The sequence below is a fragment of the Streptomyces sp. NBC_00289 genome (genome assembly GCF_041435115.1).
Classification (GTDB): Bacteria; Actinomycetota; Actinomycetes; order Streptomycetales; family Streptomycetaceae; genus Streptomyces.
Window position 1 is genome coordinate 3591845 of record NZ_CP108046.1, and the last position, 13011, is coordinate 3604855.

The 13011-nt window shown below is 72.0% G+C and carries 7 protein-coding genes; 6 read left to right on the forward strand and 1 reads right to left on the reverse strand.

Going from position 1 to position 13011, the window contains the following annotated elements; all coding sequences use genetic code 11:
* The first annotated feature begins 5 nt into the window (after positions 1-5).
* The 5 genes from OG985_RS16310 to OG985_RS16330 all read left to right on the forward strand — a co-directional run bounded on the left by OG985_RS16310 (position 6) and on the right by OG985_RS16330 (position 8404).
* Complete coding sequence (locus OG985_RS16310; RefSeq protein ID WP_371669058.1) at positions 6-1739, forward strand: ABC transporter ATP-binding protein; 1734 nt, start codon at positions 6-8, stop codon at positions 1737-1739.
* Positions 1736-3502: an ABC transporter ATP-binding protein gene (locus OG985_RS16315; RefSeq protein ID WP_371669059.1), complete on the forward strand. Its 1767-nt coding sequence runs from the start codon at positions 1736-1738 to the stop codon at positions 3500-3502. Before OG985_RS16310 ends, OG985_RS16315 begins: the two co-directional genes overlap by 4 nt.
* A 292-nt stretch (positions 3503-3794) precedes the next feature.
* Positions 3795-5849 carry a M4 family metallopeptidase gene (locus tag OG985_RS16320; RefSeq protein ID WP_371669060.1) on the forward strand — a complete coding sequence of 685 codons (2055 nt, stop codon included), beginning with the start codon at positions 3795-3797 and terminating at the stop codon, positions 5847-5849.
* Between the two features lie 308 nt (positions 5850-6157).
* Positions 6158-7825, forward strand: coding sequence for a M4 family metallopeptidase (locus OG985_RS16325; RefSeq protein ID WP_371669061.1), 1668 nt, complete (start codon positions 6158-6160; stop codon positions 7823-7825).
* Positions 7826-7894: 69 nt separating this feature from the next.
* Positions 7895-8404, forward strand: a complete 510-nt coding sequence (locus tag OG985_RS16330; protein ID WP_371669062.1) for a DUF1990 domain-containing protein — start codon at positions 7895-7897, stop codon at positions 8402-8404.
* 303 nt (positions 8405-8707) lie between these two features.
* On the opposite strand, the gene OG985_RS16335 is transcribed toward OG985_RS16330, so the two are convergent.
* Positions 8708-11326 carry a glycosyltransferase family 1 protein gene (locus OG985_RS16335; protein ID WP_371669063.1) on the reverse strand — a complete coding sequence of 873 codons (2619 nt, stop codon included), beginning with the start codon at positions 11324-11326 and terminating at the stop codon, positions 8708-8710.
* A 394-nt stretch (positions 11327-11720) separates the two neighbouring features.
* On the opposite strand from OG985_RS16335, the gene OG985_RS16340 reads away from it, so the two are divergent.
* Positions 11721-12923, forward strand: a complete 1203-nt coding sequence (locus tag OG985_RS16340) for a S8 family peptidase (RefSeq protein ID WP_371669064.1) — start codon at positions 11721-11723, stop codon at positions 12921-12923.
* The last annotated feature ends 88 nt before the right edge of the window (positions 12924-13011 follow it).

Sequence of the window (13011 nt, forward strand, 5' to 3'; positions counted from 1 at the left end):
ATCTGTTGATCGACGCGTACGAGGATCCCGGCACACCCGACTGTCGGGGCGGCGGACGGTATCTGTGGTGGCTGGTGCGGTGCCAGCCCGGCCGCTCCGCCGCCGGGGCGCTGCTGGGCAGTACCTGGATGGTGCTGCTGGCGGCGACGCCGTACCTCATGGCCCGGGCGATCGACGAGGGGCTGGAGCCCGGAGACTTCGGCGCGCTCGCGGGGTGGTGCGGGGCGCTGTTCGCGGTGGGCGCGTTCAACGCCTGGCTGGGCATCATGCGGCACCGCACGATGACCCGGGTGCGGATGGACGCCAACTTCCGCACGGTCAAGGTGGTCGTCGGGCAGGCGGTGCGGCTGGGCGCGGCGCTGCCGCGGCGGGTCGGGGCCGGTGAGGTGGTCACGATCGGGGTGGGCGACGTGCAGACGATCAGCCAGGCCCTGACCGTCGTCGGTCCCGGGGTCGGCGCGATCGTCGCCTATCTGGCGGTCGCCGGACTGCTGGTGTCGGTCTCCCCGTCGCTGGCCGCGGTGGTGCTGCTCGGCATACCGCTGATCGTCGTGGTGGTCGGGCCGCTGCTCACCCGGTTGCAGGGCACGGAGACCGAGTACCGCGAGCGGCAGGGCGTGCTGACCGCGCGGATCGCCGACCTCGCGGGCGGGCTGCGGGTCCTCAACGGCCTGGGCGGCAAGGGTCTGTTCGCCGACGCCTTCCACAAGGACTCGCAGCGGCTGCGGGCGCAGGGGTACCGGGTCGGGTCGGTGGCCAGCTGGGTCCAGGCCCTCGGCGTCGGACTGCCGACGCTGTTCCTCGCCGTGGTGACCTGGCTGGCCGCCCGGCTGGCCGCCCGGGGCGAGATCAGCGTGGGCGAGCTGGTGTCGGTGTACGGCTATGTCGCGGTCCTGGTGGGGCCGGTGGCGTTCTGGGTGGAATGCGGCTACCAGATCAGCCGTGGTCTGGTGGCCGCGCGGCGGGTCGTACGGTTCCTGCGGCTGGAGCCGACGACGGACGGCGGCACGCGGGACGCGCCCGCGGAGCCCGCGGCACTGCACGACCCCGAGTCCGGCGTGCGGCTGCTGCCGGGGCGGCTGACCGCGCTGGCCGCCGGCCGCCCCGCGGACTCCGCGGCCGTGGTCGACCGGATCGGCCGGTACGCCCCCACGGAGGCGACCTGGGGCGGGGTGCGGCTGGACGAGATCGCGCTGCCGCAGCTGCGGGAACGGATCCTGGTCGCCGACCACGAGGCCGACCTGTTCGCGGGCACGCTGCGCGAGCTGGTCGGCGGGCGGCTGGACCGGGGCGGCGCGCCGGAGCTGGCCCGGGCGGTGCACACGGCCGTCGCCGACGACATCGTGCAGGGTCTGCCGGAGGGTCTCGACTCGGCGGTGGACGCTCAGGGCCGCAGCCTGTCCGGCGGGCAGCGGCAGCGGGTACGGCTGGTCCGGGCGCTGCTGGCCGACCCGGAGGTGCTGTTGGCGATCGAGCCCACCTCGGCGCTCGACGCGCACACCGAGGCGCGGGTGGCGGAACGGCTGCGGGCCGCCCGCGACGGCCGTACGACGCTTGTCACCTCCACGTCTCCGCTGGTCCTGGACCGCGCCGACCTCGTGCACTACCTGGTCGACGGCAAGGTCGCGGCGACCGGCAGCCACCGCGAACTCCTCCACACCGAACCGGGCTACCGAACACTCGTGGCCCGCGACGCGGAAGCCGAAGCCATCACGCCCACCGAGGAGCCCGCCCGATGAGCGAGCGCACATCCGGCCAACTCCCCATCGCCGGAACGGCCGACGTCCGACGGGCCGCCGGGCGGTTGTTGCGGGCCGATCGGGGGGCCTTCGCCGCCGTGGTGGGGCTGAACGCGCTGGCCGCCGGTGCCGGGCTGGCGGGGCCGTGGCTGCTGGGGCGGATCATCGACGACGTTCGCGCCGGGGGCGGGGTGCGGGCCGTGGACCGGCTCGCGCTGTGGATCCTGGTGTGCGCGCTGGCGCAGCTGCTGCTGGCGCGCTGGGCCCGGTACGTGGGGCACCGGTTCGGTGAGCGGACGCTGGCGCGGGTGCGCGAGGAGTTCGTCGACCGGACACTGGCGCTGCCCGCGTCGGTCGTGGAGCGGGCCGGTACCGGCGACCTGACCGCGCGCGGAACCGCCGACGTGGCGACCGTGGGCACCACGCTGCGGGACGCCGGGCCGCAACTGCTCATCAACGGCGCGGAGTTCCTGTTCCTGCTCGGCGCGGTCTTCGTGCTCGACCCGCTGCTCGGTGTCGTCGGACTGCTGTGCCTGGTGCCGATCTGGTGCGTACTGCGCTGGTATCTGCGGCGGGCGCGGGACGGCTATCTCGCCGAGGGCGCGGCGACCTCGGACGTCGCCGAGATCCTCGCGGCGACCGCGGCCGGCGCCCGGACCGTCGAGGCGCTGCGGCTGGAGGACCGGCGGATCGCCGCGAGCCGGGAGGCCCTGGAGACATCCCGGCGCACCCGCTTCTACACCCTGTACCTGCGTACGGTGTTCTTCCCGGTGGTGGAGGTGTCGTACCTGCTTCCCGTGGCGGGGGTGCTGGTGATCGGCGGGGTGCTGCACGAGCGGGGGGCGATGAGCCTGGGCTCGGTGGTGGCGGCCGCCCTGTATCTGCGGCAGCTGAGCGAGCCTCTCGACCAGATCCTGATGCGGATCGAGGAACTGCAGAGCAGCGGCGCCTCGTTCGCCCGGGTGGAGGGGCTGGCCCGGGCGCCGCGGGCCACGGCGGGCGAGGCGCCGCTCCCGGCCGACGACCGGATCGACGTGACCGGCGTGCGGTACACCTACGGCCGCGGGGGCGAGGTGCTGCACGGCGTCGACCTGACGGTGCGGCCCGGGGAGCGGCTCGCGGTGGTCGGGCCGTCCGGCGCCGGGAAGACCACGCTGAGCCGGCTGCTGGCGGGGGTCGACGCGCCGAGCGAGGGCACCGTGACGGTGGGCGGGGTGCCCGTGGTCGGCCTCGGTCCGGAGCGGCTGCGCCGACAGGTCGTCCTGGTCACCCAGGAGCACCATGTCTTCCTCGGCACGGTCCGCGACAACCTGCTGATCGCCGAACCGGCCGCGCGGGACGAGGAGTTGTGGGCGGCCCTGGAGGCGGTCGGCGCCGCCGACTGGGTGCGGGAGCTGCCCGAGGGCCTCGACACCCGCCTGGGGGACGGCGGTTGCCGTACGGACGGTCCGCAGGCTCAGCAACTCGCCCTCGCCCGGGTGGTTCTGGCCGATCCGCACACACTGATTCTGGACGAGGCCACCGCCCTGCTCGATCCGACGACCGCGCGTCACACCGAGCGCGCCCTGGCCGCCGTACTCGAAGGCCGTACGGTCATCGCGATCGCCCACCGGCTGCACACCGCGCACGACGCCGACCGGGTCGCGGTGATGGAGGACGGCCTGCTGACCGAGCTCGGCACGCACGAGGAGCTGGTCGCGGCGGGCGGGGCGTACGCGGCGCTGTGGCACTCGTGGCACGGCGAGCGGCCGGCCTCCGCGTGAGCCGTCGGGCCCCGCGTGCGCTCCCATCCCGGGGGTTCGCATATCGAACATGAACTACCGGACAACGGAGTGTTTCCGGCCAACTTCCTGACGCGCTCCTGACAGGAAGCGCAATCTCCTGCGACTCTTCCCACGGCCGCCTCACAGCAACCCCACAGCTTCGCCGCTGTGTCGGGCGGCCACAGCTCTGGCACACCTGGTTCCGCGCAACGCCCCGTTCTGCCCGGGCGGTCCATCAGCCGGCCGGTCTCCCCTGGCCGCGCGATCCGCGGCCACGCAGAAGGAGTCAGTGTTGAGTAGCAGCTCCTCCCACAGACGCACCTCCCACACCACACGCCGTCACACCACGCGCCGCGCCGCGGCCGTCGCGCTCGTCGGCGTCTCCGCCCTGATCGCCGCGGCCGTCCAGTCCGGTGCCGCCGCCGCGGCCCCGGAGCAGGCACCGTCGGCCGCGGCACGGCCCGGCGCCGAGTCGGTCCGGCTCACCCCCGCCCAGCGCGCCGCGCTGATACGCGAGGCCGACGCGGCCAAGGCGGACACCGCCAAGGACCTCGGCCTCGGCGCCAAGGAGAGGCTCGTCGTCCGCGACGTCGTCAAGGACGCGAACGGCACCCTGCACACCCGCTACGAGCGCACCTACGCCGGCCTCCCGGTGCTCGGCGGCGACCTGGTCGTCGACACCGCGAAGTCGGGCGCGACGGGGGCCGTCCGCAAGGCCACCCGGGCCGCGATCAAGCCGGCCACCACCTCGGCCGCGCTGCCCGCCGCCAAGGCGGAGAAGCAGGCCCTGTCCGCCGCGAGGTCGGCCGGCGCCACGTCACCGGACACCGACCGCGCCCCGCGCAAGGTGATCTGGGCGGGCAACGGCACACCGACGCTGGCGTACGAGACGGTCGTCGGCGGGCTCCAGGAGGACGGCACCCCCAACGAGCTGCACGTCGTCACCGACGCCGCCACCGGCAAGAAGCTCTACGAGTACCAGGGCATCGAGACCGGCACCGGCAACACCATGTACAGCGGCTCGGTCACGCTGGGCACCACGCAGTCGGGGTCGACGTACAACCTGACCGACGGCGCGCGCGGCGGCCACAAGACGTACAACCTCAACCACGGCACCTCCGGCACCGGCACGCTCTTCTCCGGCCCCGACGACGTGTGGGGCAACGGCAGCGCCTCCAACCTGGAGACCGCCGGCGCGGACGCGCACTACGGCGCGGCGCTGACCTGGGACTACTACAAGAACGTGCAGGGCCGCAGCGGCATCCGCGGGGACGGCGTCGGCGCCTACTCCCGGGTCCACTACGGCAACAACTACGTCAACGCCTTCTGGTCCGACAGCTGCTTCTGCATGACCTACGGCGACGGCTCCGGCAACACCCACCCGCTGACCGCGATCGACGTGGCCGGCCACGAGATGACGCACGGCGTCACCTCCAACACCGCGGGCCTCAACTACAGCGGTGAGTCCGGCGGTCTGAACGAGGCCACGTCCGACATCTTCGGCACGGCGGTCGAGTTCTACGCGGCGAACTCCTCCGACGTCGGTGACTACCTCATCGGCGAGGAGATCGACATCAACGGCGACGGCAGTCCGCTGCGCTACATGGACAAGCCCAGCAAGGACGGCGCGTCGAAGGACAGCTGGTACTCCGGCATCGGGTCGGTCGACGTGCACTACTCGTCGGGTCCGGCGAACCACTTCTTCTACCTGCTCAGCGAGGGCAGCGGCACCAAGACGATCAACGGTGTCACCTACAACTCGTCCACCTCGGACGGCCTCCCGGTGACCGGCATCGGCCGCGACAAGGCCGAGAAGATCTGGTTCCGGGCGCTCACCACGAAGTTCACGTCCACCACCAACTACGCGGGCGCCCGCACCGGCACCCTCGCGGCGGCCGGCGAGTTGTACGGCACGACGAGTGCCGAGTACACGGCGGTGCAGAACGCGTGGGCGGGTGTGGCCGTCGGGTCGCGTCCCGGTGGCGGCGGAGGTGGCGGCACCTCCTTCGAGAACACCGCCGACGTATCGATTCCGGACAACGGGGCGGCCGTGACGTCGTCGGTCACCGTGTCCGGGCGGGCCGGCAACGCGCCGTCGAACCTGGCGGTGGCGGTCGACATCGTGCACACCTGGCGCGGTGACCTCGTCCTCGATCTGGTGGCCCCGGACGGCACGGCGTACCGCCTGAAGAGCTTCAGCTCCTCCGACTCGGCGGACAACGTGAACGAGACGTACACCGTCAACGCGTCCTCCGAAGTCGCCAACGGTACCTGGAAGTTGAGGGTCCAGGACCAGGCGGCCCAGGACACCGGTTACATCAACAGCTGGAAGCTCACCTTCGCGTAGGCCACCCGCCCCACGGGCACCCGACAGGGCGCCGCCCCGGTGGTTCGACTCCCCGGGGCGGCGCCTTTCCTTTGCCATGGTCATGCCGATCTCTGGTTGACGCTTGACGACGCCTTTACCCGGGCCAAGTCCGTTTACATTCCCGCAATGTTCACCCGGTAGTCGATTTTGCGCCAACATCACTTCGGGGTCCTGACATGTACGCGCCCTCGATGTCAGTCTTCCCCCACGCCGCTTCAGCACAGCAACTTCACTTAGCTCCGACAGGCAACCCCACGCCCGTCGGACTCCCCCACCAAGGAGTTTGCGTGAATCACCTCTACGCGCGTCACAAGCGCACCACTCTGGCCATCGCCACCGCCGTCGCGGCCGGAGCCCTGCTCACCACCGGACTGACCTCCGGCACCGCAGCCGCCCAGACCCCGGCGGACTCCACCGGCAAGGCGGTCGCCCTCGCCGGCGCACCGGTGCAGCTGTCGGCGGCCGCACGCACGTCGCTCGTCAAGCAGCAGCAGGCCGCGGCCACCGAGACGGCCCAGGAGATAGGCCTCGGCGCCAAGGAGAAGCTGGTCGTCAAGGACGTCGTCAAGGACACCGACGGCGCGGTCCACACCCGCTACGAGCGCACCTACGCGGGCCTCCCGGTGCTCGGCGGCGACCTGGTCGTCCACCAGTCGGCGTCCGGCGCGACCCGCAGCGTGACCAAGGCCGTCAAGGCGAGCGTCAAGGTCGCCTCGGTCAAGCCGCAGGTCGCCGCGGCCAAGGCGGAGAAGCAGGCGCTGACCGCGGCGAAGGCCGCCGGCTCCGAGAAGACCACCGCCGACGCGGCCCCGCGCAAGGTGATCTGGGCGGGCGACGGCAAGCCGACCCTGGCCTACGAGACGGTCGTCGGCGGACTCCAGGACGACGGCACCCCCAACGAGCTGCACGTCATCACCGACGCCGCCACCGGCAAGAAGCTCTACGAGTACCAGGGCGTCGAGACCGGCACCGGCAAGAGCCTCTACTCGGGCTCGGTCACCCTCAACACGACCCTGTCGGGCTCGACGTACCAGCTGACCGACGGCACCCGCGGCGGCCACAAGACGTACAACAAGTCGCACACCACGAGTTCCTCGGCGGGCACGCTCTTCACCGACGCCGACGACGCGTGGGGCACCGGCGTCGCCTCCAGCTCGACCACCGACCAGACCGCGGCCGTCGACGCCGCCTACGGCGCTCAGGCGACCTGGGACTTCTACAAGAACACCTTCGGCCGCAGCGGCATCAAGAACAACGGCGTGGCCGCGTACTCCCGCGTCCACTACGGCAACGCGTACGTCAACGCGTTCTGGGACGACAGCTGCTTCTGCATGACGTACGGCGACGGCTCCGGGAACACCCACCCGCTGACCTCGCTGGACGTGGCCGGCCACGAGATGAGCCACGGCGTCACCTCCAACACCGCGGGCCTGAACTACTCCGGCGAGTCCGGCGGTCTGAACGAGGCCACCTCGGACATCTTCGGCACGGGCGTCGAGTTCTCCGCGGCCAACTCCAACGACGTCGGTGACTACCTCATCGGCGAGAAGATCAACATCAACGGCGACGGCACCCCGCTGCGCTACATGGACAAGCCCAGCAAGGACGGCGGCTCGTCGGACTACTGGTCCTCCACGGTCGGCAACAAGGACGTCCACTACTCCTCGGGCGTCGCGAACCACTTCTTCTACCTGCTGTCCGAGGGCAGCGGCGCGAAGACGATCAACGGGGTCAGCTACAACTCCCCGACGTACAGCGGCACCGCGGTCACCGGGATCGGCCGCGCCAAGGCACTGCAGATCTGGTACAAGGCGCTGACGACGTACTTCACGTCGACCACCAACTACAAGTCGGCCCGCACGGGCACGCTGAGCGCGGCGTCCGCCCTGTACGGCTCCACCAGCACCGAGTACAAGGCGGTCGCCGCGGCCTGGACGGCGGTCAACGTCAGCTAACACTCTGAGTCGACAAGGGCGGCCCCCGGAGCGAAAGCGGCTCCGGGGGCCGCCCTACCCTTGGGTCCCATGTCCTTCACGTACGCCGACGTCGGCGCGACCCGTGAGAACGGCTTCTGCCCGCCCGGCTTCCACCGCCTGCATGTGCGCACCCGCATCGGCGAGGGCCAGGAGGTCTTCCGCCGCGCTTCCGAGGCCGTCCTCACCTGGGAGATGCATCGCGCGCTGGGCGTCGGGCTCGACACGAGCGCGGACCGGGCCGCCCCGGACGTCGAGGTCACCGTCACCCTCGCCGGCATGATCAAGGCACCGTGCCGCGTGGTGTGGACGGTGGAGGAGCACCGGCGCGCGGGCTGGGCCTACGGCACGCTTTCCGGCCATCCCGAGAGCGGCGAGGAGTCGTTCGTCGTCGACCGCACCGGCGACGGCACGGTCTGGCTGACGATCTCCGCGTTCAGCCGCCCGGCGAAGTGGTACGCCCGGGCGGGCGGCCCGGCGACCCGCGGCCTGCAACAGGCGTACGCCCGCCGCTGCGGGGTGGTCCTGCGGAAACTGTGCGCCGACCTGAACGAGATCTGACCCCGGAACACGTTCCCCGCACGGTCGATCACCAGAACCTCTTTCAGCCGGTCGAGGGGCCAGTCCTGGAACTGTTCGGTGGCGTCCAGCAGGATGCCGCCGAACTTGTCCCACCCGGAGTCGTGCGTGATGCCGCGGTGGATGACCTTGGCGGCCCTCTTCGCGGCGTCGTCGCGTAGGTCCTTCGCGTGGCCCGGCGCGCACTTCGCGGCGCCGAGGTCGCCGGCGGCTTTGTCCCGCCCTGATGTGGCCGGCATCAAAGGCGGGCAAAGATCGCCGGGGATCAGCGCGGTGTGCTCCTTCTCACCGCAGCAACACCCCCGGCGCCTCCGTCAGTTCGTCCGAGGGCGTCGCCACCAGGCCCAGCTCCGCGCTCGACGCGAGGAGTCGGTGGGCGGGGAGGATGCGGACCGTGTAGCCGTAGGGGCCCGTGCGGTCGAGGGAAAGGGGGCCCTCGTACAGCCACCGGCCCTCCGCGTCCGTGCCGCCCGCCGGTTTCAGCGGGACGGTGGAGGCGTCGGCGATCCGGTCCTCCGGGTCGACGCGGCCCGAGACCGCCTGGACCTCGACGTCGTCCGGACCGAGGTCGCCGAGCCCCACGCGCACCCGTAGGCCGAGCGTGGTGCCGAGTTCCGCGGTGGCCGTGGCGGCGGACGTCTCGACGTGGTCGACGGTCACCGCGGGCCAGGCCGAGCGCACCCGGGACTTCCAGGCGGCGAGTTCGCCGGCCGAGTCGGGGTCCATGGAGCGGTGGGCGAGGGCCGCGGGCGCGTAGAGCCGCTCGACGTACTCGCGGACCATGCGGCCGGCCAGCACCTTGGGGCCGAGCAGGGTGATGGTCTGGCGGACCATCTCGATCCAGCGGTCGGGCAGTCCTCCCTGGCCGCGCTCGTAGAAGCGGGGGGTCACCCGCTGTTCGAGGAGGTCGTAGAGCGCGGCCGCCTCGACGTCGTCGCGGTGGTCGGGGTCCGTGCCGATGCCGTCCGCCGTCGGGATCGCCCAGCCGAAGTCCGGCTGGAACCACTCGTCCCACCAGCCGTCCAGGACGGAGAGGTTGAGGCAGCCGTTCAGGGCCGCCTTCATCCCGGAGGTGCCGCACGCCTCCAGCGGACGCAGGGGGTTGTTGAGCCAGATGTCGCAGCCCGGGTAGAGCTTCTGCGCCATCGCCATGCCGTAGTCGGGGAGGAAGACGATCCGGTGGCGGACCCGCGGGTCGTCGGCGAACCGGACCAGCTCCTGCACCAGCCGCTTGCCGCCGTCGTCGGCCGGGTGCGCCTTGCCCGCCACGACGATCTGGACCGGCCGCTCGGGGTGCAGCAGCAGGTCCATCAGCCGGTCGCGGTCGCGGAGCATCAGCGTCAGCCGCTTGTACGACGGGACGCGGCGCGCGAACCCGATGGTGAGGACGTCGGGATCGAGCACGCCGTCGACCCAGCCCAGCTCGGCCGTGCCGGCGCCGCGCTGCCGCCAGGAGGCCCGCAGCCGCTCCCGTACCTCGGAGACCAGCTGCTCCCGCAGGTTGCGCCGAAGCTCCCAGACGTCCTGGTCGGGGATCTCCGCGACCGCGTCCCAGCGGTCGGAGCCGCCGACGGTCAGGGCGTCCTCGGTGCGCTGGGCGCCGATCTGCCGGGCGCCGAGCCGGAAGACCTCCGGCGCGACCCAGGTCGGGGCGTGCACACCGTTGGTGACGGAGGTGATCGGTACCTCGCCGGCGTCGAAGCCGGGCCAGAGCCCCGCGAACATCTCCCGGCTGACCTGGCCGTGCAACAGGGACACCCCGTTGGCGCGCTGGGCCAGCCTGAGGCCCATCACGGCCATGTTGAAGAGGTTGGGCTCACCGCCGGGATAGGTCTCCATGCCCAGGTTCAGAATGCGGCCGACGTCCATCCGCGGCAGCTCCGCGTCGGAACCGAAGTGGCGGGCGACGAGCTGGCGGTCGAAGCGGTCGATGCCGGCCGGCACGGGGGTGTGGGTGGTGAAGACGGTGCCGGCCCGGACGGCCTCCAGCCCGGAGTCGAAGTCCATCCCCTGGTCACAGAGCTCGGCGATGCGTTCCAGGCCGAGGAAGCCGGCGTGTCCCTCGTTGGTGTGGAAGACCTCGGGCGCGGGGTGGCCGGTCACCCGGCAGTACGTCCGCACGGCCCGCACCCCTCCTATGCCGAGGAGCATCTCCTGCAGCAGCCGGTGCTCGCTGCCGCCGCCGTAGAGCCGGTCGGTCACGCCGCGCTCGCCGAGGTCGTTCTCCTCGACGTCCGAGTCCAGCATCAGCAGCGGGACCCGGCCGACCTGGGCGAGCCAGATCCTGGCCCGCAGCTGCCTGCCGCCGGGCAGCGCCAGGGAGACCTGGGCGGGGCTGCCGTCGGCCTCCTTGAGCAGTGCCACGGGCAGCTCGTTGGGGTCGAGGACCGGATAGTGCTCCTGCTGCCAGCCGTCCCGGGACAGGGTCTGGCGGAAGTAGCCGTGCCGGTACAGGAGCCCGACGCCGATCAGCGGTACGCCGAGGTCGCTGGCCGCCTTCAGATGGTCGCCGGCGAGGATGCCGAGGCCGCCGGAGTACTGGGGCAGGGCGGCCGTGACCCCGAACTCGGGCGAGAAGTAGGCGATGGCGGCCGGGAGCCCGGCGGGCTGGGCCTGGTACCAGCGATCGCCGCTCACGTAGTCGTTCAGGTCGTCCACGACCGCGTTCAGGCGGCGCAGGAAGCGGCGGTCCTCGGCGAGCTCGGCGAGCCGCCGGGTCGGCACGCTGCCGAGGAGTCGTACGGGATCGGCCTCGGAGGCGGCCCAGCGCTCAGGATCGACGGACTGGAAGAGGTCGCGGGTCTCCGCGTGCCAGGACCAGCGCAGATTGCGGGCCAGATCGCTGAGCGGCCGGAGGGGTTCGGGGAGAACGGGACGGACGGTGAATCGACGGATCGCCTTCACTTGCCAACCTCTCCAGGCGTGCGGAAGAGGACGCACGGCACTGTGCGTCTCGTCGTCTCCTTCGACGGTATAGGTGCGGAGGGCTCCGCAACTACGGCGCATCGCCCTGGCGGGTGTCCCGGGCCCCGGATCGCACGGCATCCGAACATCCGCACCGGCCTCGGTCCCGCACGCCGGGAGGCCCCTGCCCGGCCGTCCATGGCCGTGCCCGGCGGCAGGCGGCGCTCGTCGGCGCTGTGAGCCCTCCTGGCCGATTTGGCCGATTCCGTCCGTGCAGGCCTTCTTGTGGCGCTTCACACCGCACGAGAGGCTGCCTGGTGGCGTACCGGCCGGGCCGGGGGGACCCGGCGGCCCGCGGCCGTCGTGCGCCGAGTCGAGGAGGGGACTACACACCATGGCACGGACGCGAACACGGCGTCTGCGCCGGGCGGGGGGCCTGATCGCGGTGGCCTGTGCCGCGGCGCTTTCGGCCACCACCCTGCCCGCGCACGCCGTTCCGGAGGGGCGGATACTCGGCGCCGGACAGCCCGGTTCCGTCGGCGGAAGTTACCTGGTGACGCTCAAGGGGGGAACGAAGGCCCCGTCACCGGCCGGAAAGAGCCTCGCCGAAAAGTATGGGGCGAAAATAAGCCATACCTACGGCACGGTGCTCAACGGCTACGCGGTGCGGGCGAGCGAGAGACAGGCCGAGCTGCTCGCGGCCGACCCCCGGGTCGCCTCGGTCGCCCAGGACACGCGCGTCACCCTGGACCGCACGCAGAAGAACCCGCCGTCCTGGGGTCTGGACCGCGTCGACCAGCCCCGTCTGCCGCTGGACAAGAGCTACGTCTGGCCGAGGGCGGGAGGCGCGGGGGTGACGGTGTACGTGATCGACACCGGCATCCGGATCACACACCGTGACTTCGCCGGCCGGGCGGGCTACGGCTGGGACTTCGTCGACGGGGACGGGACGGCCAAGGACGGCAACGGGCACGGCACGCATGTCGCGGGCACCGTCGCCGGTGTCCGGTACGGCGTCGCCAAGAAGGCGAAGGTGGTCGCCGTCCGCGTCCTGGACGACGCGGGCGCGGGTACGACCGCGCAGGTCATCGCGGGTGTCGACTGGGTCACCGCGCACGCGCGGAAACCGGCCGTGGCCAATCTCAGCCTGGGCGGCCTCCACAACACCCAGCTGGACGCCGCCGTACGCGCCTCCATCGCGTCCGGCGTCACCTACACGGTCGCGGCGGGCAACGACCGGGCGGCCGCCGCGCTCTACTCACCCGGGGACGTGAAGGAGGCGATCACCGTCGGCGCCACCGACCGGAAGGACGCGAGGGCGGACTTCTCGAACTACGGCTCCGCCGTCGACCTGTTCGCCCCGGGCGTCTCGATCACCTCGGCCTCCGCCGCGAGCGACACCGGCCGGGCGACCTTCTCCGGTACGTCGATGGCGACGCCGCACGCGGCGGGCGCGGCCGCGCTCTACCTGGCCGGTCATCCCACGGCCACTCCCGCACAGGTGTCCAGGGCCCTTGCCGGAAAGGCGGAATCCGGAAGGATTTCCGGCCGCGGGCTGGGATCGCCGGACAAACTCCTGCAAGTGCCGGGCGCGTAGGGACAGAGCGCGGGAACCGGCCCCTTCGTCCTGAATGGGGCCGGTCTCGTGTGTACACATACACGTGAGTAGTTAGCAACGTGCCGGA